The organism is Caulobacter sp. ErkDOM-E (genome assembly GCF_048541895.1).
GTDB lineage: Bacteria > Pseudomonadota > Alphaproteobacteria > Caulobacterales > Caulobacteraceae > Caulobacter.
Genome location: NZ_CP183331.1, coordinates 1700944 through 1724114, shown reverse-complemented (window position 1 = coordinate 1724114; position 23171 = coordinate 1700944). Strand labels below are relative to the sequence as shown.

18 protein-coding genes and 1 pseudogene are annotated in these 23171 nt (G+C 66.8%); 4 read left to right on the top strand and 15 right to left on the bottom strand.

The window, feature by feature from the left end; genetic code table 11:
* Positions 1-86 precede the first annotated feature (86 nt).
* Complete coding sequence (locus tag ACN2C7_RS08405) at positions 87-2906, bottom strand: PAS domain S-box protein (RefSeq protein WP_419321062.1); 2820 nt, start codon at positions 2904-2906, stop codon at positions 87-89.
* Positions 2907-3123: 217 nt separating this feature from the next.
* On the opposite strand from ACN2C7_RS08405, the gene ACN2C7_RS08400 reads away from it, so the two are divergent.
* Entirely contained in the window at positions 3124-4026 is a 903-nt protein-coding gene (locus ACN2C7_RS08400; RefSeq protein WP_419321060.1) for a 5'-methylthioadenosine/S-adenosylhomocysteine nucleosidase, read from the top strand.
* Here ACN2C7_RS08400 and upp read toward each other — a convergent pair.
* The 3 genes from upp to ACN2C7_RS08385 are packed head-to-tail and all read right to left on the bottom strand — an operon-like array spanning position 4023 to position 7344.
* Complete coding sequence (upp, locus tag ACN2C7_RS08395) at positions 4023-4652, bottom strand: uracil phosphoribosyltransferase (protein ID WP_419321059.1); 630 nt, start codon at positions 4650-4652, stop codon at positions 4023-4025. The two genes, ACN2C7_RS08400 and upp, sit on opposite strands and share 4 nt — an antisense overlap.
* A gap of 50 nt (positions 4653-4702) precedes the next feature.
* Positions 4703-6880 (bottom strand): molybdopterin cofactor-binding domain-containing protein, encoded by a 2178-nt coding sequence (locus ACN2C7_RS08390; RefSeq protein WP_419321058.1) that lies wholly within the window; start codon positions 6878-6880, stop codon positions 4703-4705.
* A 2-nt stretch (positions 6881-6882) separates the two neighbouring features.
* Positions 6883-7344 (bottom strand): (2Fe-2S)-binding protein, encoded by a 462-nt coding sequence (locus ACN2C7_RS08385; RefSeq protein WP_419321057.1) that lies wholly within the window; start codon positions 7342-7344, stop codon positions 6883-6885.
* Positions 7345-7796: 452 nt separating this feature from the next.
* Here ACN2C7_RS08385 and ACN2C7_RS08380 point away from each other — a divergent pair, with 452 nt between their 5' ends.
* Together ACN2C7_RS08380 and ACN2C7_RS08375 are read left to right on the top strand one after the other, a co-directional pair.
* Positions 7797-8264 (top strand): NUDIX hydrolase, encoded by a 468-nt coding sequence (locus ACN2C7_RS08380; RefSeq protein ID WP_419321056.1) that lies wholly within the window; start codon positions 7797-7799, stop codon positions 8262-8264.
* A gap of 66 nt (positions 8265-8330) precedes the next feature.
* Complete coding sequence (locus tag ACN2C7_RS08375; protein WP_419321055.1) at positions 8331-9059, top strand: endonuclease III domain-containing protein; 729 nt, start codon at positions 8331-8333, stop codon at positions 9057-9059.
* Here ACN2C7_RS08375 and ACN2C7_RS08370 read toward each other — a convergent pair whose 3' ends face one another.
* The 9 genes and pseudogenes from ACN2C7_RS08370 to ACN2C7_RS08330 all read right to left on the bottom strand — a co-directional run bounded on the left by ACN2C7_RS08370 (position 9060) and on the right by ACN2C7_RS08330 (position 17591).
* The gene (locus ACN2C7_RS08370) at positions 9060-10034 is read right to left on the bottom strand and encodes a M15 family metallopeptidase (RefSeq protein ID WP_419321054.1); all 975 of its coding nucleotides are present in this window, start codon (positions 10032-10034) and stop codon (positions 9060-9062) included.
* Positions 10035-10050: 16 nt separating this feature from the next.
* Complete coding sequence (locus tag ACN2C7_RS08365) at positions 10051-11547, bottom strand: CoA-acylating methylmalonate-semialdehyde dehydrogenase (RefSeq protein WP_419321053.1); 1497 nt, start codon at positions 11545-11547, stop codon at positions 10051-10053.
* Between the two features lie 174 nt (positions 11548-11721).
* Entirely contained in the window at positions 11722-12246 is a 525-nt protein-coding gene (locus tag ACN2C7_RS08360; RefSeq protein WP_419321052.1) for a flavin reductase family protein, read from the bottom strand.
* A gap of 38 nt (positions 12247-12284) precedes the next feature.
* Positions 12285-13289 carry a hypothetical protein gene (locus ACN2C7_RS08355; RefSeq protein WP_419321437.1) on the bottom strand — a complete coding sequence of 335 codons (1005 nt, stop codon included), beginning with the start codon at positions 13287-13289 and terminating at the stop codon, positions 12285-12287.
* Entirely contained in the window at positions 13205-14125 is a 921-nt protein-coding gene (locus ACN2C7_RS08350) for a glycosyltransferase family 2 protein (RefSeq protein ID WP_419321050.1), read from the bottom strand. Before ACN2C7_RS08350 ends, ACN2C7_RS08355 begins: the two co-directional genes overlap by 85 nt.
* The gene (locus tag ACN2C7_RS08345; protein WP_419321049.1) at positions 14125-15279 is read right to left on the bottom strand and encodes a GNAT family N-acetyltransferase; all 1155 of its coding nucleotides are present in this window, start codon (positions 15277-15279) and stop codon (positions 14125-14127) included. The genes ACN2C7_RS08350 and ACN2C7_RS08345 overlap by 1 nt, the downstream gene beginning before the upstream one ends.
* 66 nt (positions 15280-15345) lie before the next feature.
* Positions 15346-15840: a GAF domain-containing protein gene (locus ACN2C7_RS08340; RefSeq protein WP_419321048.1), complete on the bottom strand. Its 495-nt coding sequence runs from the start codon at positions 15838-15840 to the stop codon at positions 15346-15348.
* A 556-nt stretch (positions 15841-16396) separates the two neighbouring features.
* Positions 16397-16578: pseudogene (locus tag ACN2C7_RS08335) on the bottom strand (hypothetical protein); the annotation flags it as partial.
* Positions 16579-16805: 227 nt separating this feature from the next.
* Positions 16806-17591, bottom strand: coding sequence for an ankyrin repeat domain-containing protein (locus ACN2C7_RS08330; protein WP_419321047.1), 786 nt, complete (start codon positions 17589-17591; stop codon positions 16806-16808).
* Positions 17592-17878: 287 nt separating this feature from the next.
* On the opposite strand from ACN2C7_RS08330, the gene ACN2C7_RS08325 reads away from it, so the two are divergent.
* Positions 17879-18121, top strand: a complete 243-nt coding sequence (locus ACN2C7_RS08325) for a hypothetical protein (protein ID WP_419321046.1) — start codon at positions 17879-17881, stop codon at positions 18119-18121.
* A gap of 64 nt (positions 18122-18185) precedes the next feature.
* Here ACN2C7_RS08325 and ACN2C7_RS08320 read toward each other — a convergent pair whose 3' ends face one another.
* A complete protein-coding gene (locus ACN2C7_RS08320) occupies positions 18186-20516 on the bottom strand; it encodes a methyl-accepting chemotaxis protein (RefSeq protein ID WP_419321045.1) in 2331 nt (776 codons plus the stop codon).
* A 277-nt stretch (positions 20517-20793) separates the two neighbouring features.
* Positions 20794-23145 carry a glucan 1,4-alpha-glucosidase gene (locus ACN2C7_RS08315; RefSeq protein ID WP_419321043.1) on the bottom strand — a complete coding sequence of 784 codons (2352 nt, stop codon included), beginning with the start codon at positions 23143-23145 and terminating at the stop codon, positions 20794-20796.
* Between the last annotated feature and the right edge of the window lie 26 nt (positions 23146-23171).

Genomic DNA, 23171 nt, shown 5'->3' with positions numbered 1-23171 from the left:
CGCGATCGGGCTCGAAACGGAATCAGGGGGCCTCGCCACCGGCGAGACAGGGATCATCGACAGTTGGTCGTTTCGAGCCGGCTTCGTCAAACCCTGCTTGTCGCCAGGGTCCGCGCCAAGGTTTCGATCAGTCCCAGGCTCGAGAGGGGCTTGGTGATCTGACCGTCAAAGACTGCGTCGATCGCCAGGGTCGAAGCGTCGGCGGAAAAGGCCAGGATCGGCGTCCTGGCGTTGAGGCCGCCCTCGCGGATCCGGGCGGCGGCAGCCCGGCCATCGACCCGGGGCATCCGCAGGTCCATCAGGATGACGTCGAAGGGCGTCTCTCGCGCGCTGGAAATCGCCTCGTCGCCGTCGGCCGCCTCGGTCATCTCGGCGCCGAACGGGCCCAGGATCGCCCGAACCAGTTCGCGGTTGGCGCGGTTGTCGTCGACGATCAGCACCCGGCAGTTGTCGGGCAGGGCCAGAGGCGGGTCGATCTCGACAGTCTGGTCCTCGCCTTGATCGACGGACGGCGCGGGCAGCGAGAACCAGAACCGCGAGCCTTCGCCTTCGCGGCTCTCGACCCCGATATCGCCATCCATGACCTCGACCAGGCCCTTGCAGATCGCCAGACCCAGGCCCGTGCCGCCATGTTTGCGGGTGGCTGAACCATCGACCTGCGAGAAGCGCTGAAACAGGTGTCCGATCTGGTCGTCGGGCATGCCGGGGCCCGTGTCGACCACCGCGAACGACAGGCGCTGCGTCGCGGAGTCGTAGGCCGCCTCGAGATCGACCCCGCCCTGCTCGGTAAACTTCACGGCGTTGCCGATCAGGTTGAGCAGGATCTGACGCAGACGGTCCGGGTCGGCCAGCACCTGTTGGGGCACGATTTCAAAGCCCGACAGCGTCAGCGACAGGCCCTTGGCCCGGGCCTGGGCATCGAACAGTTCGATCGCCTCACGCGCCAGCTCTGTGGGCGACATCGGCCTTGGCCTGATATCAACCTGCCCGGCCTCCAGCTTGGAGAAGTCCAGGATGTCGTTGACGGTCGCCCGCAGCGCCTTGCCGGCGTTGGAGACCCGCTCGATATAGCCGCGCGTCGAGGCGGTAAGGTCCGGTTGCTCCTCGATCAGCTTGGTGAAGCCCAGCACCGCGGTCAGCGGCGTGCGCAGCTCGTGGCTCATATTGGCCAGGAATTCGCCCTTGACGGTTGCCGCCACCTCGGCGTCGGCGCGCGCCTGGCGCAGCTGGATCTCCAGCATCTTGCGCCGCGAAATGTCGCGGACGATGTCGGTCACCCCGCTGACCCGGCCCGTCAGGCGGTCAAGAGCCAGGGTCGGGCGACCCTCGAACCAGATTTCCCGCCCGTCCTTATGACGCGACCGGTACTCGACCCGCGTCGGCGAGACCCGTCCCCGACTCGCGAGCTGGTCGCGGAGGGCGCTGCGGATCGCCTCGACATCGTCTTCATGGATGAGGTCCACAAAGCGCCGACCGATCAGTTCCTCGGGCCTGAAGCCCAGACGATGTTCGACCGACGGCGAGACATAGGTGATCCGGCCGTCCACATCCGAATGCGCGAGGATGTCGCTGCCATTCTCTGTCAGCATCCGGAACCGCGCTTCGCTTTCGACGATCGCCTGCTCGGCGGCCTTCTGGGCGGTAATGTCCAGGATCACGCCAAAGACAGTGATCGGTCGCCCTTCAGCGTCGCGCTCAACCGCCATATTGCCTGTGGCATACCGGACCTGGCCATCAGCGCGCAGCAGCCGCGTCTGGGCGGCAGGACTGGACGCCTGGGTCTCGAGCACCGCGCGGTAGCGCAGACGTGCTTTCTCGCGATCCTCGGGATGAACCGCAGCTAGCCAGTCGTCGGCGGAAATCACCGTCCCTGGGTCAACCCCGAGGATGACGTACATCTGATCTGACCAGGTCATGGCGCCGGTGTTCAGATTGAACCGCCAATAGCCGACCCCGGCCAGGTTTTCGGCCATATCGGCCCAACGGGTCTGCTCCTGGGCCAAATCCCGCAAGCGCCGTCTCTGCGCGTTGATCGTCGCCAGAGGCAGGGCGGCAAAGATCGAGACAACCAGAAAGACCTGCAGAAACAGCGCCTGCTCGGCCATGTTCTCGGCCAGTTGGGCGACGGGACCCAGCCCCATGGCCGTAAAGCCGATCGCCAGACCCGACAGGATCAGAATTCCCACCGCTGCGCCGAGGAATTCCAGCTCCAGCGCCACAAAAACCAGGACCGGCGGAATGATGAACAGCAACGGATATCGGGGGCGGGTGAAGACCAGCACGATGGCCAGGACCAGCACCGCCAGGGCGATCCAGCCGCGCCGTCTGACCGGCCGCTCGACCAACAGCGCGCGAGCCTGACGAAAGGCGATCAGGGATGGCGTCACCAGCATCAGGCCCAGGGCGTTGGACAGGACCCAGCTGACCATTGTGCGAGCAGGGTCGGCGTCTCGCGAGACGTAGAGGACGGTGGTCGCGATGACGGCCGAGACCAGGGGCGTGCACAACCCGCAGACCAGTGCGATCCAGCCCAGATCGCGGGGGCGGCTGACATCGATATCGCGACCCAGCACGTGTCGCAGGGCCAGGGCCGACAGCAGGTATTCGACGACATTGGCGAGGCTGAGCCCCAGGACCACCGATAGCCGCCCGCCTCCATGCAGACCGGCGGCGATGTTTCCCGCCAGGGTGAAGGCGATCAGCAGCGGCCAGCGCGAGCGATCGGTCCACAGCAGCACCGTCAGCACGACACCGTTAGCCAGCCAGATCGGTGCGACCTGCTTCAGGTCACGCGGCAGCTCGACGCAGACATAGGCCAGCAGCGCCACCACCAGACCCAGAGCGGCGGCAGCCGCGATCTGGCGAGCCTGGTCGGTCCAGTACGGGGATGGCGGGGCTCGGGTCATGCCGCGCCACCCTGCCAGTCCTGTCTGCACCTCCGGTTAACATGGCGGGAATCTCCCGCGCGCGGCGCAAAGTCGTGGCGCCCTGGAGGAAAGGGGCCCATCGATGACCTGGGCTTGATCAGAGGGTCGGCGATTGGCCCGGAATCGCCGCCAGGCTATGTCCAAGCGCTCACCGCCGTGCTGCCCTCGCGCGCTGTTCCCCCAAGAGAGTTCCACCATGCGTCTGCTTGCCGCCCTGGCCATCTGCCTTTTCACGGTTCTGCCCGCTGCGGCGGCCGAGCGTTTCGACGCCGCGCCGCGCATCGCGGTGATCTCGGCCTTTCCGCCGGAGCTGACGGCCCTGGCCTCGGCGACCCGTGACCAGAAGCGCTACACGGCGGCGGGCGTGACCTTCACGACGGGCGAACTCGAGGGCAAGCCGATCGTGCTGTTCCTCAGCGGCGTCAGCATGGTCAATGCCGCCATGACCACCCAGCTGGCCCTGGACCGCTTCAACGTCACCCGCATCGTGTTCTCGGGCATCGCCGGCGGTGTGGATGAAGGCCTCGACATCGGCGACGTGATCGTGGCCGACCAGTGGAGCCAGAACCTGGAGACGGCCTTCGCCCGCGAGACCGAAAAGGGCTTTGAGGTTTCGCAAATGGCCCGCAATGACGACCTGCCGGGCTTTGGAATGATGATCCCGCGCTCGATCATGATCGCCCGCGCCGATGGCCCGCCCGAGCGCCGCCGATGGTTCCCGGTCGATCCGGCCATGCTGGAAACCGCCCGCGCCATCGCCTCGACGGTCTCACTGGCGCGCTGCGTCACCAGCCAGTGCCTGGTTCACGCGCCCAAGGTGGTGGTCGGCGGCAACGGCATTTCGGCGCCGGTGTTCCTCGACAACGCCGCCTATCGCAAATACGCCCGCGCCACCTTCAAGGCCCGGGTCGTGGACATGGAAAGCGCCGCCGTCGCCCATGTGGCCTATGCCAATGGCGCGCCGTTCATCGCCTTCCGCAGCCTGTCGGACCTGGCCGGCGGCGGTGACGAGGCCAATGAAATGCACACCTTCATGCAGCTGGCCTCGGACAATTCGGCCAGCGTGGTGAAGGCCTTCGTCAAAGCCCTGCCGAACTAGCGCGTCCCGAAAGTTCGGTCTCCGGCGTCGCCCAGGCCCGGCACGATATAGCCGTGGTCGTTGAGCTGCGCGTCGATGGCCGCCGTCCAGATCGGCACGTCGGAGTGGGCGGCGCGCAGGTTGTCGATTCCGACCTGGGCGGCCAGCAGGCAGACAAAACGCAGGTCGGTAACGCCGACCGCCTTCAGGCGTGAAATCGCCGCTATCGCCGAGTGGCCGGTGGCCAGCATCGGATCGACCACGATGACCAGGCGGCCGGCGATGTCTTGCGGAGCCTTGAAATAGTACTCGACCGCCTCCAGCGACTCCGGATCGCGATAGAGGCCGATGTGGGCGACGCGGGCCGAGGGCACCAGATCCAGCATGCCGTCGGCCATGCCCAGGCCGGCCCGCAGGATCGGCGCAAACACCAGCTTCTTGCCAGCGATCTCCCGGGCCATGGTCGGGGCGACCGGGGTCTCGATCCAGACCTCGTCCATCGGCAGATCGCGGGTGACCTCGTAGCAGATCAGGGTCGCCGTCTCGCGCATCAGGGCGCGGAAGGTCTTGGTCGAGGTGGTCTTGTCCCGCATCTTGGTCAGCTTGTGCTGCACGAGCGGATGGCTGACGACGGTGACGGTGGACATGGGACGACCCTGCTGAAAGCGAGCCTCCGCTCCTAGCAGGCGGCTCGCCCTCAGGCCAGTTGATCACCGATCGGCAGGGACCGGATGCGCTTGCCCGTCGCCGCGAAGATGGCGTTGCACAGCGCGGCCGGGGCCGGAGGATAGGCCGGCTCGCCCAGCCCCGTGGGCCGGTTGTCGCTGAGCTTGAAATGCACCTCGACCGGCGGAGCTTCGACCATCCGCAGCGGCGAGTGATCGCCGAAACTGCCCTGCATCGTCGCGCCGTTCTCGAAGGTGATCGCCTGGTGCAGCGTGCTGCCGATGGCGTCCAGGATCGACCCCTGAACCTGCTGCTCGGCCCCGCTGGGATTGACGATCTGCGAGCCGCAGTCGACGGCGGCCCAGACCTTGTGGATTTTCAGAACACCGCCCTTGGCGACGGAAACCTCCATGACCACGGCCACATAGCCAAGGTGGCTGTAGTGGCAGGCGACGCCCAGGCCCGTTCCCTTGGCCGTCTTGCGGCCCCAGCCGGATGTCTCGGCGACGAGGTCGAGCACCCCGCGCATGCGGCCCGTATCGAAGGCGTCACCCTGCCCGGCCTCGCCCAGCAGGCGCGGTTCGCCCAGCAGCTTGCGACGGAAGGCGACGGGATCCTGTTTGGACGCCACGGCCAGTTCGTCAGTGAAGCTCTGGATCACGAAGCCGAAGGCGTTGTTGCCCGGCGCGCGCAGATAGCCCGTGGGCGCCCCTAGCGGCATGACCGAGACGTCGAGCTTGTAGTTAGCGACGGCGCGTCCCGGGAACTGGGTGGCGTTCATCCCGGCCGAGGTCGCGAACTGCTCGCCCTCGCCGAAGGTCACGAAGTGGTCGCGCCAGCCGACCAGATCGCCCTTGTCGTCGAGACCGCCGGTGAAATTGTGCCAGCCGCCCGGGCGGTAGAAGTCATGCTGGATGTCGTCCTCGCGGGTCCAGACCAGCTTGACCGGCGCGCCCGCCAGCTTCGAGATGAACGCCGCCTCGACCATGTAGTCGTTCATCAGCCGTCGACCAAAGCCGCCGCCGCCGCGCACCAGATGGATGGTCACGTCGGTTTCGGCGACGCCCAGGGCGGCCGCGACCAGCTTGCGGCCGGGCTCGGGGTTCTGGGTCGGCGCCCAGATCTCGACCTTGCCGTCCTTGAAGCTGGCCGTGCAGTTCTGCGGCTCCAGATTGACGTGGGCGATGAAGGGATAGCTGTAGGCGGCCTTGACGACCTTGGCCGCGCCCTTGAAGGCCGCGTCGACATCGCCGTCCGAGCGCAGGGTGCGGTGAGGCGGCGCCTTGGCCAGTTCGGCCGCCCGGGCGGCGAAGCCCGCCGAGCTCTGGGCGCTGGTCGGATGCTCGGCCCATTTGATCTCGAGCGCGTTGCGGCCCTTGCGCGCCGCCCACCAGCTCTCGGCCACGACAGCCACGCCCGGCATCAGGCCCTGCAGATTGGTTCCGCCCTCGACCACGAAGGCGTCCTTGACGCCGGCCACGGCCCTGGCCGGAGCCAGATCGACACTGACCACCTTGGCGCCGAAGGTCGGGGCCTTGGCGAAGGTGGCGTACAGCATGCCCGGCACGCGGGTGTCGATGCCATAGAGCGGCTGACCGGTGACGATGGCGTCGATATCGCGGCTCTGCTGGCGCTTGCCGATGATGCGGAAGGCCTTGGGGTCCTTCAGCGTCAGGCTCTTGGGATCAGGCGGCGTCAGGGCCGCGGCGGCCTGGGCCAGGTCGCCATAGGCCAGGCGGCGATTACTGGCGGCGTGGATCACAAAGCCCGGCTCGGTGGCGCAGGTCTCGGCGGCGACGCCCCAGCGCGCGGCGGCGGCGCCGATCAGCAGGGCCCGCCCCGTGGCGCCTACGCGGCGCAGTCCATCATATTCAAGCGTGGTGGCCATGCTGCCGCCGGCCACCTGGCGTCCGAAGACCTTGGTGTCGGCAATGGCCTGCTCGACGGTGACGGCCGACCATTCGACGTCCAATTCCTCGGCGATCAGCATCGGCAGCGAGGTCTTGATCCCCTGCCCCACCTCGGGAACCTTGGAGACGATGGTGACGCCGCCGTCGGGCCCGATGCGGACATAGGCGTTCAACTGCCCGTCGCCCGCCGCCTGTCCGGGCCCGGACAGGCTGAACGACAGCATCAGGCCGCCGCCCAGGGCGGCGCCGGTCTGCAGGAACAGACGACGGTTAGGGTCGCGGAGCATCTCGCCGTCCATGCTCAAACTCCCTGGCCGGAAGCGGCCTTGATGGCCGCCTTGATGCGGATGTAGGTGGCGCAGCGGCACAGATTGCCGTTCATCGCCGCGTCAATGGCCGCGTCATCGGGCCGGGGATTGGCGGTCAGCAGCGCCGTGGCCGACATGATCTGGCCCGCCTGGCAGTAACCGCACTGGGGCACATCGATGGCCTTCCAGGCTTCCTGCACCCTCGCGCCGACGGGATCCTGGCCAACGCCCTCGATGGTGACGACCTTCTTTGCGCCGACACGACGGACCGGCGTGATGCAGGCGCGAACGGGCGCGCCGTCGATATGCACCGTGCAGGCCCCGCACTGGGCCGCGCCGCAGCCGAACTTGGTCCCGACCATGCCCAGGGTGTCGCGCAGGACCCACAACAGAGGCGTGTCGCCCTCGACCTCGACCGAGCGGGTTTCCCCATTGATGGTCAGCGTGAACGCCATGCCCGACTCCTGATCTGCCGATTGCCCAAGGATAATGCCTCAGTCGCGCGGGGAGCACGAGAGGTTGCGCGCGCTAGCGACCGCCAGAAAAAAACGCCCCCAAAAGCCTGTTGCGGCGCACGGCCCGGACCCATAATGCGGAAACGGACGATGACCCACGACAGCCGAGAAGGGTTTCGCAACGCCGAACCCTGACCTTGGGGAGAGCGAGTTCGCGAGGTGGATCTCGGCCTCACCTCGGCCAAACCTGCACAACGCGCCTCTGCGCCGCAGTTTTCAGGTTTCGAACTCGGCGACTCACGCAATCACGGGCGCTATAGTCGACTGGCGCGCGCCGTCAGTATGGATGCGTGTCTAGGGTTCTGGGTGAAGTGACGGAAAAGCCGGTCAAGCAAGCTGTTGGAAAGCGTCGCCAGGTCGCGGCGCTGCCTTGGCGTGGCGAAGGCGCAGACTTGCAAATCCTGTTGGTGTCATCGCGCGAGACCAAGCGCTGGGTGATCCCCAAGGGCTGGCCGATGAAGGGGCGCACCGATCCGGCCGCCGCCGCCCAGGAAGCCTATGAGGAAGCCGGGCTCGATGGCGTGATCGCCGAGCAGTCCGTCGGCGACTACGAATATCTCAAGCGCCTGAAGAGCGGTGTGGCGCGACTGGTCAAGGTCGATGTCTATCCCCTCCAGGTCACCGGCGAGCACGCCACCTGGCCCGAAAAGGGCCAGCGCACCCTGCAATGGATGAGTCCGACCGAGGCCGCCCTGGGTGTGCAGGAGCCGGAACTGCGCGACGTGATCGCCCGTTTCGCAGGCATCGCGCTGCCCGAGGAAGAACGCCCAGCCCCCGCCCGCGCGCCGACGCCGGTCAAGGTGGCCCTGGAGCGCGTGCGCCGCCGGATGGCGACGTTCCTGGGCGGCTCCCGACGATAGTCACAGCCTGTGGACAATTGGATCTCCGCCGCATAATGTTCTCATTATGTTCCGGAGCGACGTTCCATGCAGCTTTCCCTAGGCCTCTGGCGCTCGCCGCTTGAAAGCGTTCGCGACGCCCTGCTGTGCGAGTTTGGTCCGCAGCGGCCGGTGGCGCGCATGGATCCGATCTCGCAGCTGGTAAAGTCGTCGATCAGCGGTCGGACGCCCGACGCCGTGTCGTGGGGCGCGTTCCTTCGCCTGCGGGCCGAGTTCAGGTGCTGGGAAGACCTGGCCCGGACACCTGACGCGCAGGTCCTGGAGATCATCGGCGACGTCGCCTGCGCCGAAGACAAGGCCAGGCATCTGACGCACGCCCTGCGCCTGATCGAACAGAAGGTCGGCTGGCTGTCGCTGAACCATCTGGCCGGCCGACCGGTCGACGAGGCGCGGTGGGAGCTTCAGAGCCTGCCCGGCGTCGGGGTCAAGGTCGCCGCCAGCGTGCTCAATTTCAGCAGTCTGGCCATGCGGGCCCTGGTGGTCGACACCCACGTCCATCGGGTGGCCAGACGGATCGGACTGGTCGGGTCGGGGGACACGACCCTCGCCTATCAGGCTCTGATGCGGCTGGCGCCAGGCTCCTGGACGGCCGACGACCTCTTCGAGCTGCACTGGCTGATGAAGCGGGGCCTGGGACAGATGCTGTGCCCGGATCAAGCCCCCAGCTGCGGCGCCTGCCCGCTGAAGCACGACTGCGCCAAGCTGGGTATCGGCCACAGCGCCGAGGTCCTGCCCTGGCGGCCGCGGGGCGCCTGACTATCGCGCGCGCTTGGCCAGTTCAGTGAAGGTGGCGGTTCCGATCCCGTAGCGGCGCCAGTCCCTGTAGTCGAAGTGCCACCATTCCTCGGTATAGACCTCGAAGCCTTCGGCAGTCATGGCGTCGCGCAGCAGGGCGCGCAGGGCCCGCTGCTGCGTCGTGCCGCCGATAAAATCGGCATAGGCGCGGTCGGAGAACTCGTCATAGCGGCTGGGCATCTCGACGGGCCTGCCGGTCTTGAGATCGTACAGGGTCAGGTCGACAGCGCAGCCGCGATTGTGGCGCGAGCCCCGGGCCGGATCGGCGACGAAGGCGTGGCTCTCGGGCGGGGTCGCCTCCCAGAACATCCAGGTGACGAACCAGGGTCGATAGGCGTCGTGGATCAGCAGGCCAAAGCCCTTGCTGGCCAGGGCGTGCTGGACCCGCCCCAGGGCCTGCGCGGCGGGCCGCTGCAACCAGGCGGCCGCCTGCTCATAGAGTGGGATGCCCATGAAGTTGCTGGAACCGGCATAGCGGATGTCGAGCCGGATGCGCGGGTCGATCGCCGTCAGGTCGACGAGGTCGGCCGGAAGATGCGCCTCGGTCTCGACCGGCGGCGTCGCGGCCAGGGCCCGCTGGCGCAGGGCCACCGGATCGGCACGGACGGCCCTCTGGATCGCCGCCTGGGTCTGCGCGCCGAAATCCTGGAAGGCCAGCCGGGTTCCGTCCAGACGGATCGCGCCCGTCTCCAGGGCCACCACCCCGCCGCCCGCGATGGAGTAGAGACCGCCGCCCAGCGCCGTCAGCCGCGCGACAGGCAGGTCCTTGCCGAAGAGGTGCAGCGCACCGTCCCGCTCGAACACGGTGACCGGCGCTGCCTTGTCGCCATACTGCCCGACCGCCGCCCACTCGGCCCGGCTCTGGGCGAAGGCGGCGGGAGCGGCGAAGCCGGCGGCGGCGATGGACAGGAAGGATCGTCGAACCAGACCGTTCATCGCCGCCCCCCTGGCGCTATTTCATCGTCGGGATGACGAAGGCCGAATCCTCGACCTCGCCTTCCGGCCACCGGGCGGTGATCGTCTTGACCTTGGTATAGAACTTCACGCCCTCGACGCCGTGCTGGTTGGTGTCGCCAAAGGCCGAGCGCTTCCAGCCGCCGAAGGTGTGATAGGCCACCGGCACGGGGATCGGAACATTGATGCCCACCATGCCGACATTGACCCGGCTGGCGAACTCGCGGGCCGCGCGGCCGTTGCGGGTGAAGATGGCGACGCCGTTGCCGTACTGGTGCTCGCTGGGCAGGCTGAGCGCCTCTTCGAAGCTCTCGGCGCGCACGATCTGCAGGACGGGCCCGAAGATCTCTTCCTGATAGGTCTTCATGCCCTTCGTGACGCCGTCGAACAGCGACGGGCCGATGAAGAAGCCCTTCTCGAAGCCCTGCAGCGAGAAATCACGGCCATCGACGACCAGCTCGGCGCCCTCGTCGACACCGATCTGGATGTAGTCGGCGATCTTGGCGCGGTGCTGGCTGGAGACCACCGGCCCATAGTGGGCGGCCGGGTCGCTGGAGACCCCGACCTGCAGGGTCTCGATCTCGGCGACCATGCGCTCGCGCAGTTCATCGGCCGTCGCCTTGCCCACCGGCACGACGACCGGCAGGGCCATGCAGCGCTCGCCGGCCGAGCCGAAGGCCGCGCCCGACAGGTCCTTGACCACCTGGTCGAGGTCGGCGTCGGGCAGGACGATGCCGTGGTTCTTGGCGCCGCCCATGGCCTGGACGCGTTTCCCGTGCGCTGTGCCGGTCTGATAGACATAATGGGCGATATCGGACGAGCCGACGAAGCTGACGGCGCGGATCAGCGGGTGGGTCAGGATGGCGTCGACGACGGTCTTGTCGCCGTGCACCACGTTGAGCACGCCCTCGGGCGCGCCGGCTTCCATCATCAGCTCGGCCAGTTTCACCGGCACGGTCGGATCCTTCTCCGACGGCTTGAGGATGAAGGTGTTGCCCACGGCGATGCTGATGCCGAACATCCACATCGGGATCATGGCCGGGAAGTTGAACGGGGTGATGCCCGCGCAGACGCCCAGCGGCTGGCGCATCGAATAGACGTCGATGCCGGGGCCCGCGCCTTCGGTATATTCGCCCTTCAGGATGTGAGGAATACCGCAGGCGAATTCAATGACTTCCAGCCCGCGCTGGATGTCGCCCTTGCTGTCGGCGATAACCTTGCCGTGCTCGGACGACAGGATTTCAGCCAGGCTGTTCATGTCGCGCTCGATCAGGCGCTTGAACTCGAACATCACCCGGGCGCGGCGTTGGGGATTGGTTGTCGCCCAGCCGATCTGGGCCTTGGCGGCGGCCTGGACGGCGGCGTCGAGCTCGGCGGCGGTCGCCAGCTGCACGCGGGCCTGAACCTCACCGGTGTTGGGATTGAAGACGTCGCCGAACCGACCCGAGGTCCCGACGAAGGTCTGACCGTTCACGAAATGGGCGATGTCTCGCATGATGCGCTCCCTGGATCTTGTTTTGCGCGTCGATAGCATCTCAACGGCACGTCGTGCGCCGGAAAATTCGACCAATAGCGCTGTCATCCCGGGCGAAGACCCCGGACCGCCGGAAACGCAGGCCATCGCCGCGATCCCGGCTCGGCGCGCGAGGCGCCTGGCCGGGATGACAGTCTATTCCGCGTCGACGTGAACCCGCCGGAACCGGCCCTGCAGATAGACCAGCGGTTCGTGATCTGGATCGTAGCGCAGCTTCACGACCCGGCCGACATAGACCCGGTGATCGCCAGCGTCGAAGACGTGATGGGTCTGGCACTCGAAATTGGCCATGCAGTCAGGCAGGATCGGCACGCCGGTGCGCCAGACCTCGGTCTCCAGCCCTGCGAACCGGTCGACCCCCTTGCGCACGAACTGGCTCGCGACGTCCTGCTGTTCGGCCGGCAGCACATTGACGGCGAAGACCCCCGCCGTATCCAGGGCCGCAAGGCTGCTGGATTTCAGATCCACGCAGATCAACGCCAGCGGCGGATCCAGCGACACCGAGGTGAAGGAATTGGCCGTCAGCCCTATCTTGCGCCCGTCCTCGCCCAGGGTCGTGACGACCGTGACGCCTGTCGTGAAACACCCGAACGCATTCCGCAGAGCCCGGGCGTCATGTTCGGCGCCCTCGCCCAGTTCAATCGTGACTGCCTGACTCATCGTCGTGTTCTGCGATGAAGCGCGGGCCGGGGCAAGCGCTAGGCGCGCTGGCCCTCGACCAGAACGCCGGGCTTGCTCGCATCCAGGCCGAAAGTGATCGGCAGATGGCGCACATGCGGCGTCTGCAGGTTCAGGGCCTTGGCCCCCCGAGCCACGGCCAGCTTGCCCAGCGCCGTCGGGCCAAAGCCGCTCTGGATGCGGGGCCTTGCCCCCAGCCGGCGGCGCAGCACCCCGTTGGCGTAGATGACATTGGCCCGCATCAGGGCCGGCGGGGTCATGAATTCGATCGACAGCGAGACGTTCAGCATCGGACCGTTCTCGATCCGGTGCGGCGCGTTCTGCTTCCAGGTGACCATCTTGCCCGGGGTCAGGTCATAGACCGCCGCGCCCTTGTCCCAGTCGGGATCGAAGGCGAACTGCTCGGCGGTTTCCTTCAGCACGATCTTTTCCAGGTCCAGCTCGCCGACATACGGATCGGCGACCGGATAGACCCAGACCTTCTTCTGGCCGCGCAGCTGCCACAGCGACACCAGCGGCACGTCCAGATGGTAGAACACCTGGGCGTTGGCCGAGCTGATCAGCATGCCCAGATCGCGCTTGAAGGTGCGCAGGCCGGGAACTTGAGCCTCCTTCTCGGCGAAGATCTCGTCGCCCAGGGCGGCATATTCCGGCACGTGATCGTTGGTGTGGCGCAGGTTCAGCCAGATGCGGCCGCTCTTGGCCGCCTCCAGCAGCTGGTCGCCCGAGAGGCCGCTGGCCGCGCCCCGGCGCCAGGTGGTCCAGGCCTTGGGGTCCTCGCCCATGGTGAAGACGCCCAGCTGGCCGCGGGGATAGAGGTCCAGCAGTCGCGCCAGACCCTCGTCGTCGAACATCGGGCGTTCGTGCAGGCCGTGCTCGAAGGCCAGGTTCTCACCGCCGAAGGCCCTGGCCTTCTCGGGCGTCCAGTCGCGGATGATGCTCACGCGGTCCTCCCGTAGAATTGGATCTTGAAGGGGCCCCACCACAGGGCCTTGCCCAGGCCGCGCGCGGCCTTGTCGAGCCAGTCGGCCCGGTCACTGGAACGGGTCAGCCATTTGACGCCGGCCACCGCGCCGAACACGGCCGCCTGCCCCACCCCGATCGCCATCCAGCGGGCCACGCCCACGGGGTCTGGCGGACTGGAGGCGGCGCAATGGGCCGAGGGACCCTGGCCATAGGCGAAGGCGCGGGCCAGCGTGTAGTCCAGGGTCAGGCGGTCGGGCACGGGGTCTTCCCAGACCCAGGCGGCCGGTTCCCAGGCGAAGGTCGCGCCGGCGGCCTTCATCTGGCCAAACAGCATGTCGTCCTCGCCGCCGATCTGGTTGCGCTCGGCCGCGAACGGCGAGACGGGATCGGGCAAGGCGGCGCGGCGCAGCAGGCTGTCGCCGCAGCCGTAATAGTGGTCGATGACGCCGGCCTGGGCGGGACCCAGGCGCGAGAAGAAGCGCTCCAGATAGTCGCGATGCTCGGCGACGCTGTCTGGCGCCCGGGCCCGGACCGGTCCGAACACGACATCGGCGTCGTAGCGAACCTGGGCGGCCAGCAAGGCGGCGAGCCAGCCCTCGGGCGCTTCCTCGTCATCGTCGAGAAAGGCGATCAGGGCGCCGGAGGCCCTGGCCATGCCGGCGTTGCGGGCGTTGGCCACCCCGGCGCGGGGCTCGTGAACATAGTGCAGCGGGCAGGCCGCGCCTTCCGCCAGGGCCTCGATCGTGGCCTGGGCCGAGGGGACCTGATCGTTATCGACGACGATGATCTCCAGCGCGGCGAAATCCACCGCCTGCTGGGCCAACACAGAGCGCACCGCGACGGCCAGACCGCCGAGCCGCCTCTGGGTCGGGATCATCACCGTCACGTGGACCATCAGCCGGCCTCGTGAGCGCCGACGCGACGACGTGACTGGCTGGCGACGGCGTCGACCAGGCCGCGCACCTGTCCGCCCATGGTCAGCTCGACGCTGTTGATCACGTCCATCCGGCGACGCAGCCGCGCCACCATGCCATTGCCGCCCGCGCCGGCCAGGTTCCAAGCGCTTTCAACAGAGCTGGCCATCAGGCCGGCCACGCTGGCGGCCATCACGGCGCCGCTCTGGACCGGGGTCTGGGTGAAGGCGTAGGCGCGCTTGTAGTGATCATGGCCGGGACCCAGGTCATAGCGGCTCAGGCCCAGTTCCGGCATGGCGGCGATGGCGCGCAGGAAGAAGATCTGGCCCGGCGACCAGGCGCCGAAGGCCGGATTGGTCGAGGCGATCCACGGGTGATAGACGCTGCCCAGACGCACGCCGAAATGCCCCGCCACCAGTTCGTCGCCGGCATAGAGGTTGATCATCAGGCCCTGGAAATCGCCGGTCTGGCGCTGGAACAGGTCGGTCAGCAGGCCGGTGGTCCAGGCCGGACGCAGGAAGTCGTGCATGCCGGTGCGCTGCAGCTGCTCGCGCTTCCAGGCCAGCAGCTGGTCGAAAGCCTGACGCGATGTGTCGGCCGCGACCAGACGCACCGCGCCCACTTCGCGGTCCAGCTTGTGGTCCAGCCGGCGGTAGTTCTTGATCTTCTTGGGGCTGGCGGCGCGGACGACCTCCAGGTGATCCTCCGCCGAGCCTTCGGGCGCGATCACGAAACCGGACTGGGCTTCAACGCCCTGCGCAGGCTGGCCAAACAGGCCGAACGGATCGATCAGGCCGGTATAGCGAAACACGCCCAGATCGGCGGCGCGCAGCACCTCCTCGGCCGTGAAGCCCGGATCGGGACGCGAGACGATGCCGTGATAGTCCGACAGCGGCGAGCCGATCGCCCGCGCCAGGCGGCCCGGACGGCGATGGTGCGGCAGGAAGCCAAGCGTTTCCCCGTCCCTTTGGATCACCGCGACGCGCGCGTCTTCTCGCACCCGGCCCACGGCCTGGGTGAAATCGGGACCCAGCAGGGGATTGGCGAACGCCGGCTCGGCCGCGGCCATGTCGCGCCACAGGGCGATGTCGGCGGGCGCCAGATGGCTGGGGTGCAGGGTTTCGACGTTCAGCATGTTCTACCTGTCCTAAACCGAAGCGGTTAGGGAATGATGGAGAACAGGCTGCAACCCTTACGCCAGTTACCCGAAGGTGGTTTTGAGGATGGTCTCCAGCCCCTGCTGGTCTATCGCGTCGAAGGCGGCGGGCTTGTCGGAATCGACGTCGAACACCGCGATCAGCCGGCCGGCCTTGTCGAATACCGGCACCACGACCTCGCTTTCCGAGCGGCTGTCGCAGGCGATGTGACCGGGGAAGGCATGGACATCGGCCACCAGCTGGGTCTGTCCCGTTTCCGCCGCCGCGCCACAGACGCCCCGGCCAAAGGCGATGCGCAGGCAGCCCAGCGTGCCCTGATACGGCCCGACCACCAGCTCGCGGTCCTTTTGGGGATCAACGACATAGAAGCCGGTCCAGAAGTAGTGGTCGAAGCTGTTGGCCAGCATCGAGGCCACGGTCGCCATGCGGGCCGTGACATTGGGTTCGCCGTCCAGCACCGAGGCGATCTCGGCGGCCACTTCGGCGTAGCGGGCGCTCTTGTCGGCGGCCAGGGTCTTGTCGTTGAAAGCTTCAGCCATGACGGGGATATAGCGCGTTCGGGGGTGATTGCGAGGGGCGTGGCGGACACGGCTTCGCCGCCTCGCGCGGAAACCGCCGAGTGAGTGGGAAGGGTCGCGGAGCGCCCGGGCCTCGCCCGGATGATTGGATAGTTGAATACCGTTTCGACGAAGACAGACGCTCCGCGTGATCGTTATCCCTCTGGCCGGGGCGCGCGGGTCTGGTTCAACCCTATGCCACCACCCGGGTCTTGCCCTCCTCGCGACGGACCCAGCCTTGGGCTGCAGCCACGCCGATTCCGGAGGAACCCGGAGCGAACCTTCGGACGGGCGGAGGCCTTGGCTTGCCCCCGATAGGCAGGTTTACGTCACCCGCCCTCACTCCCGCTCGATCACCCCTGACAGCCGTCGCTGGTCGCCGGCCGGACGCCCTTCCCGTGCTGTCAGGTGAGATTGATTATGCGGGCAGTTTCGACGCGTCTGATTGGCGCGATCAACTATTTTACAAGTGATTGATCAGGCTGGGGTTTGTTCTGGAAAGAACGGGGATTGAGCGTGGTCTATCCCCATACTCAACCGTCATTCCCGCCCTTGTGGCGGGAACCCCTGTTTCAGCTGACACGTGAGACGCCAGCGAAGTGCGCGCGCACTTCGCCCCATCCGCACCTGCGGCGGATAGAGGGGTTCCCGCCACAAGGGCGGGAATGACGGTGATTGATGGGATGGGCGAAAGCCCCCCTTCGCGCCGAAGGGAGCCATCCTTAAATCTCACGGCGAGACGATCGCTGGTCTGGAAAGGTCACTCAAGGACCGCCCTTCGGGCGGCCGCTCCGCGGCGGCGAAGCCGTCCTTGACTGACCTTTCCAGACCAGCACGCTACAGCCACCAAGAGATTTAAGGATGAGCAGGACGCAGCGCGTCCGCTTTCGGGAGGGAAGGCAGAGGCCGCTTTCGACCCATTGCAGACCCTCCGGAGCGGTTCGAAGCTAGCGCCGCATACTTGAGACCGACGCAGTGCCTACGCCTTCAAGCTTGGCTTTAACTTTCAGGAGCCAAGCGCCCTGATTTATACCAGTAAATTCTGTCCGGGTTGAATCAATCAGAGCTCTAAGATTTTCGAGCCGAAGAACATATCCTCGATCTAGCAATTCAGAAACTTTGTCGAATTGATTTAGGCTTGCAGCTACCTCAGCAATCGAAAAACTCACGCCCCGTTGATTGATATCGGCCCCTGCCTCCAAGAGCAGATAGTAGTTTTCCCAACCCAGCCGCTCCGACTGAAGACCTCCATCGCTCAACTGGAGACCTAAACCGAAAGCGCGCTCCAAAGCTGACGTGTGACCGCTATCTCCGGTTGAGCTTGGATCGCCACCATACTTCAACAACAGTTGTAGCATCCTAGGATCTTCTAGCCCTGCTGCAACGAACACAGGAGAAAACGCATCGCCATCGCCAGGAATTTGATAGTTCGGGCTTGAGCCAGCCTTCAGCAAAGCCTCCATTCCCGGAAGGCTTTTGCAGGAGAGCGCCCAAAACAACGGTGTTCCGGCGGTTGCCCCAATCGCATTAGGATTTGCACCAATGCTAATCGCCCTCGCAATGGCAGTTACATCTCCGTTGCAACTTGCAAGAGCAAGTTTCGCGTCTTCGGGACGCCGAAAATCTTCTGATGCTGTACGACCACCAACACGATACTCCATACAGTTCACAGGTGAGCTGAACGCCAACATTGCCAAGGCAAAGCCAGCGATTACTAGCGAGTCTTTTTTCATCTAGGTGCCGTGCTCGATGGTCGCGGTGATTGGCGAGAATTCCTGCCAACACCCCTCAAAGATACACACCCCAACGCGTTCGGACGATGCAATTCGCCTCTAGCGTGAGCCGAGGATGCCTGCTGTCCACCCGTTGCGGACCTTGGCCGTCCGAGTAACAGTTAGCTATGCGCCCAATTCAAAGATCCCTCGTCGCCGTGCTCATGGCCCTCGCTGCTCTCGCAGCGCCTCAAATGGCGTTAGGTGGTAGCCCTGTGGAGTTACGCGTCTTCAAGGTTGGGTGGGAGATGCACTACGGCTACTATCTGTTGAGGCCGGGCAATGCTGAACACGTGCTCCCTAGCTTCCAGGACGTGGCCGCAAAAGCCGCCTTCGACGAATTCTTCCAGGCAGAAAACTTGGCAAAGGTCGTCGGCAAGATTGTCTACTGCCGATGCGAGGGGCATTGGGTCGGCAACCCCGGCGAGCACAACGAGTTCGCAGTTACTAAGGCGGAGCTTTACGCCGAAGCTCCTGCCGGGGTCCACTAACCACCCTCAGCGGACCTTCAGGAGGTCCGCTCCCGGCGCCACCAGCAGCCCCAGCGCGCGGCCCCTAGAACTCTTCCCAATCGCCCGGCCGCGTTGACGGCTCGACCTTCAGGGCGTTGGCCCCCTGCACATAGCGCTGGCGGAAGCTCTCGCGGGACGGGGCGACGGCCGTGCGCGGGGCCGCAACCGGGGGCCGCAGCTCACGAACCTCAGCGCCGACCTGGAACCGGCCGACCAGGCGCTCCAGTTCGGCCGCTTCGCTGGCCAGGGCATGGCTGGCGGCGGTGGACTGTTCTACCATGGCGGCGTTCTGCTGGGTGACCTGGTCCATCTGGTTGACCGCCTGATTGACCTCGGCCAGGCCCATGGCCTGCTCTTTGGACGAGGCGGCAATCTCGCCGACCAGATCATTGATCTCGGCCACCTGGACCAGGATCTGGTCAAGGGTCTCGCCCGTCTCGCCGACCAGACGCACGCCGCGCCCGACCTGCTCGGTCGAGGTGCGGATCAGGGTCTTGATCTGCTTGGCGGCGTCGGCCGAACGCTGGGCCAGGGCCCGGACTTCCTGGGCGACAACGGCGAAGCCGCGACCGGCCTCGCCGGCCCGGGCGGCCTCGACCCCGGCGTTGAGGGCCAGAAGATTGGTCTGGAAGGCGATCTCGTCGATCACACCGATGATGTTGGTGATCTCGTTGGAGGACTTTTCGATGCCGCCCATGGCCTCGACGGCTTCCTTGACCACCGCCCCGCTGCGCTCGGCATTGATCTTGGCGCTCTGGGTCACCTGACGGGCGCGGTCGGCGCCTTCGGAGCTGCGCCTGACGGTCGAGGTGATCGTGTCGAGCGCGGCGGCCGTCTGTTCCAGACCGGCGGCGCCGCGTTCGGTGCGCTGCGCCAGGTCGTCGGAGGCCTTGCTGATCTCGGCGCAGCCGGCGCGGATGCTGCGGGCGGCGGTCAGGATACCGGCCATGGTCGACTGAAGGCTTTCAACGGCGGCGTTGAAGTCGCGCGGCATCTTGCGGGCGTCGGCGGTGAAACTGTCCTCGCGCATCCGCCAGATCAGGTCACCGTCCGCCAGCTTTTCCATGCCTTCGCCGAGGGCCGAAACAGCCGTGGCCTGAGCTTCGGCGCGGGCCTGCGCTTCGATCCCATGGCGCTGGCGCTCGGCCTCGGCGACTGCGCGTTCGGCCTCCTGTTCGGAGCGGCGGCGCTGGCCGTCGGCGAGGTCGTGGCGGAAACCGTCCAGGGCCCGGGCGATGGCGCCGATCTCGTCGCCGCCAGCAATGCCCGAGACCGGGCGGTCGTACTGGCCGGCGCTGAGGCTGTCGACCGAACGCGTCAGCCCCGCCAGGGGCCCGCGCACCAGGGTCACACTGGCGAAGAACAGGGCCGCCAGCACGGCCAGAGTGATCAGCGCGCCGCCGATGAACAGGATGCGGGCCAGCCTGTCGGCCGGGCCCGTGATGGCGGTCACCGGCACGTCCATGATCAGGGCCCAGGTGGTATTGAGGGCCGGCATGGCGATCGGATGGACGACGCGGATCATCGCGACGTCTCCGGCCTTGATTCCCTTGATTTCGACCGCTTTCCCGCCGCCCAGCACGGCGCGCACGGCGTCAGCGCCGGCGTCGCCATAGGCTTTCATGCGAAGGTCAGCGTCAGGGTGCGCCACCCACTGTCCGTCCGAGGAGACCAGCATGACGCGCCCACTCTCGAGCGGGTGCAGGGCGCCCAGCGCCTTGGAAAGGTTGTCCAGCGACATGTCCAGACCGGCGACGCCGATCAGCTTGCCGCCTGACATCACCGGCAGGGCGACGGACGACATGGCGACCTGTCCGCCGGCGATGGTCTCGAAATACGGCTCAGTCAGCGTCGGTTTCCCGGACTGCGCCACGCCGGTATAATAGTCCTCGGCGAAATCAGAGCCGTCTGACTCAAGTTCCAGACCCGGCGCGCCGTTCTGGTTGACCCAATAGACCGAGAAGCGGCCGTCCTTGTTGGAGGCCAGGGCCGCATTGTCGATGAGCGCGGCGTCGTTGCCGTCCAGCGCATTGGGCTCGGCCATGAACCAGGCGCCCATGACGCTTTCGGTCGCCAGGGCGTTGGGCTTGACCAGGGCGATGAACTTGTCGCGCTCAGTCAGGCCGGCTTCATGGGCCGAGGCGATCGAACCGCTCATGGCGTTGGCGGCCGCTGCGGCCGAGTTGATGTCGCTGCGGACCTGCTCGATGGCCTCGTCAGCCACCGCGCCGGCATACTGATTTGTCAGACCCGAAACGATGGAGCTGGTGTGCGACGAGACCGCCCAGGCGGCGGCGATCAGGAGCAGGCCAATGGCCAGGCCCGCGACCAGGATCAGCTTCCAGGCGATCGTTAAGCGACGGAACGCGGGCATGAACGGGACACTCCGGGGAAACGTCGAGGCTCCCCGAGCATCGGCCCTGATTCGTAAATCCGGCATTAACCACGAGCAGGCGCGACGTTTAGGGCGGACTTGGAGCGGTTAGATGCTCCCCCCACGCTGACCAAAGACGGCTGTCATCCCGGACAAGCGCGGAGCGCGCAGATCCGGGACCGATGCCTGAACTCAGCGCTTCCGGCGGTCCCGGATCTGCGCTCCGCTTGTCCGGGATGACAACCTTTCCTCCCCCCAGCGGAGGAGGCGCTGTGACCTACTGCGCGTAGCGCGCCTTGACCGGCTGATAGCTGTCCCAGACCACGCCATCGGCCACAGAGCGCAGCAGCTTGATGTATTCGGCGTGCGACCAGGCCAGCGGCGTGGCCGAGTCTGTGCCCTCGCCCCGCACGTAAGGATGGGCGGTGTCGGCGCCGACGCCGTCCCAGACCTGTTCGGGGATCAGCAGGCCGTCATTGGCGAACAGTTCCATCGCCCTGACATAGGTCTGGCGCACGGGCTCCAGCGCCCCCGGCGCCGGCTTGCCGCGCAGGGTGATGCGGGCGATCTCGTAGTGGCCGCGTTCGCCGGTGAAGATCGGCCACACCCGGCCGCGCTGGCCCGGCCGCATCTGGTCGCCCGCGCCGTAATTGGCCCCGGTCTTGATGTCCTCGCCATAGCCGTCGACGCCATAGCGCCGCCAGCCGGGGAAGGTCCCCTGCACGCCCGGGAAGGTGAAGCTGTAGCGGACGCGATAGAGATCCTCCATCGACTCGTCATCCAGCTCCGGCAGGCTGGCGACGATGGCCGGATCGTCGGCCGGGCGCACGCCGTAGCGGACCAGCTCCAGGAAGCCGGCGTCCAGCATCCGGTCCTCGGCGACCGGCTTCTGGCCATTGCGCTCCTCGACCGGGCTCTTGTTGTCGGGGTCCTGGTCGCTGTTGAGGCGCAGGAAGTACGTGCCGTCGCCCAGCGAGCCCTTGGTCGTGACCATGCGGCTGTCGACCTTGGCCGAATAGTCGTCGGCCGTGGCCCGATAGCGGGCGGCCGAGGCCGCGTCGCCCGCCAGATCCGCGATCTCGCCGGCGGTGACCAGGCCCGCGATCACGGCGGCCGTGGTCGAGGGCGAATAGCCGCCCTGCTCTTCCCAGCGCTCCTGCTGGGTGAACGGCGGGATGATGGTGGCGCTGTTCCAGCCCAGACCGACCTTGCCGCCATCGACCAGGAAGTCGGCGGCCGGCTTGATCATGCTGGCGTAATAGGCCTTCAGCTCAGCCTCGGGCAGCCAGCCCTGCTTCCACAGCTTCCAGCCCAGCATGATCGGCATGGCGGTCTGGTCCAGCTGGACGCCGACCCATTCGGGCGTGCCGTCGACTTCCGACTTCTGCAGGAACCAGCCGCCGGCCCCGGTATTGCCCTTGGTCTTGGGCCCGACCTGAACCGTCGGCAGGTAGTGAAAGGCGGCCAGCGGGGTCTGGATGTCGCCCAGGGCGGCCAGGGCCATGGCGCACTGGTAGAAGTCGCGCGGCCAGACGGCCTTGTAGCCGGTCGAGGGCTTGGAGGCGTCCACCGTGTCGCCCCACGGATTGGACAGCGAGGCGATCAAGGCGCCGGCATAGGTGCGGTCTTCCTGCACCTTCAGCATCAGGGCGCTGGCCTGGACCAGCTTGCCGCCGTCCATGGCCGCTTCGCGCAGGCGGGGCAGTTCGGCCAGCGAGGCCAGCCAGCCTTCCCAGCCGCTGTTGTAGCCGGCCAGAACCTTGGCGTAGCCGGTCTTCAGCGAACCGTCGGCGGCGGCGGCGCTGGCGACGGCGGTAGGGCCAAAGCCAATGGCGTAGTCGATGCTGATTTCATTGTCCGTGGACGGAAGCTGACCTGTCAGCATGATCGCGCCGCGCTCGGGGCCGGTGCTGGCGTAGAGCGCGTTGAGCTTACCGTCCTTCAGATCGGTCAGGCCGTCCGAAGCGCCGATGAAGCCCGCGCTGGCGGCGACGAAGGGCTTTGAGCCCTTCAGGGTCAGGAACTTGTCGCCTTCATTGGCCGTCAGGGTCGCCGTGCTGGCGGCGCCTGCGTCATTGGCGCCGGTATTGGCCATGTGCGGCTCGAGCAGCAGATAGGGCGTCACGGGACCTTTCAGCGCCTTGACCGTCACGCGCAGGACCAGGCTCTGGCGGTCGGGGTCGGTGAAGATCCGCTTCTCGATGACAAAGCGGCCCTGCTTGTCGGTGGTGGTGACCTTGTAGGCCGGCGACAGCGGGCGGCCCTGCGCGTCGACGTGCAGATACTCCGTCTTGGCGACGGTGTCGGTCCCTTCGACGGCGAGGCCGGTCGAGGTCTGCACGGCAAAGCGCAGCTGCTTGATCTGGGCCTCGTGGATCAGGCCGTACATGGTCTCGGTCAGCACGCCGTCGGCGATGGAGAACCAGACCTTGGACACCGTTCCGGTCGGGCCGCCGTCCTTGTAGGCGCCGTCGACATAGGCCTCGTACGACGCGCCGACGCCGGTCTTGGCGGCATAGGCCCAGGTTGACGGCGCGCCCGGGGCGCCGGGCGCGGTCTGGGCGGACGCGACGCCCGCCAGAGCCAAGGCGGCGGTCGTGGTCAGGGCCAGGGTCTTGAACATACGCATGGGGAGAGCCTCGTGAAGGGAGGGAC

What these genes read in the sequence shown, in the direction of transcription:
- ACN2C7_RS08375 (WP_419321055.1), top strand. Translation starts at nt 8,331, where the DNA reads ATGCAGCTTTCCCTAGGCCTCTGGCGCTCGCCGCTTGAAAGCGTTCGC.
- ACN2C7_RS08360 (WP_419321052.1), bottom strand. Translation starts at nt 12,246, where the DNA reads ATGAGTCAGGCAGTCACGATTGAACTGGGCGAGGGCGCCGAACATGAC.
- ACN2C7_RS08400 (WP_419321060.1), top strand. Translation starts at nt 3,124, where the DNA reads ATGCGTCTGCTTGCCGCCCTGGCCATCTGCCTTTTCACGGTTCTGCCC.
- ACN2C7_RS08370 (WP_419321054.1), bottom strand. Translation starts at nt 10,034, where the DNA reads ATGAACGGTCTGGTTCGACGATCCTTCCTGTCCATCGCCGCCGCCGGC.
- ACN2C7_RS08345 (WP_419321049.1), bottom strand. Translation starts at nt 15,279, where the DNA reads ATGCTGAACGTCGAAACCCTGCACCCCAGCCATCTGGCGCCCGCCGAC.
- ACN2C7_RS08385 (WP_419321057.1), bottom strand. Translation starts at nt 7,344, where the DNA reads ATGGCGTTCACGCTGACCATCAATGGGGAAACCCGCTCGGTCGAGGTC.
- ACN2C7_RS08320 (WP_419321045.1), bottom strand. Translation starts at nt 20,516, where the DNA reads ATGCCCGCGTTCCGTCGCTTAACGATCGCCTGGAAGCTGATCCTGGTC.
- ACN2C7_RS08315 (WP_419321043.1), bottom strand. Translation starts at nt 23,145, where the DNA reads ATGCGTATGTTCAAGACCCTGGCCCTGACCACGACCGCCGCCTTGGCT.
- ACN2C7_RS08330 (WP_419321047.1), bottom strand. Translation starts at nt 17,591, where the DNA reads ATGAAAAAAGACTCGCTAGTAATCGCTGGCTTTGCCTTGGCAATGTTG.
- upp (WP_419321059.1), bottom strand. Translation starts at nt 4,652, where the DNA reads ATGTCCACCGTCACCGTCGTCAGCCATCCGCTCGTGCAGCACAAGCTG.
- ACN2C7_RS08365 (WP_419321053.1), bottom strand. Translation starts at nt 11,547, where the DNA reads ATGCGAGACATCGCCCATTTCGTGAACGGTCAGACCTTCGTCGGGACC.
- ACN2C7_RS08325 (WP_419321046.1), top strand. Translation starts at nt 17,879, where the DNA reads ATGCACTACGGCTACTATCTGTTGAGGCCGGGCAATGCTGAACACGTG.
- ACN2C7_RS08405 (WP_419321062.1), bottom strand. Translation starts at nt 2,906, where the DNA reads ATGACCCGAGCCCCGCCATCCCCGTACTGGACCGACCAGGCTCGCCAG.
- ACN2C7_RS08340 (WP_419321048.1), bottom strand. Translation starts at nt 15,840, where the DNA reads ATGGCTGAAGCTTTCAACGACAAGACCCTGGCCGCCGACAAGAGCGCC.
- ACN2C7_RS08390 (WP_419321058.1), bottom strand. Translation starts at nt 6,880, where the DNA reads ATGGACGGCGAGATGCTCCGCGACCCTAACCGTCGTCTGTTCCTGCAG.
- ACN2C7_RS08350 (WP_419321050.1), bottom strand. Translation starts at nt 14,125, where the DNA reads ATGGTCCACGTGACGGTGATGATCCCGACCCAGAGGCGGCTCGGCGGT.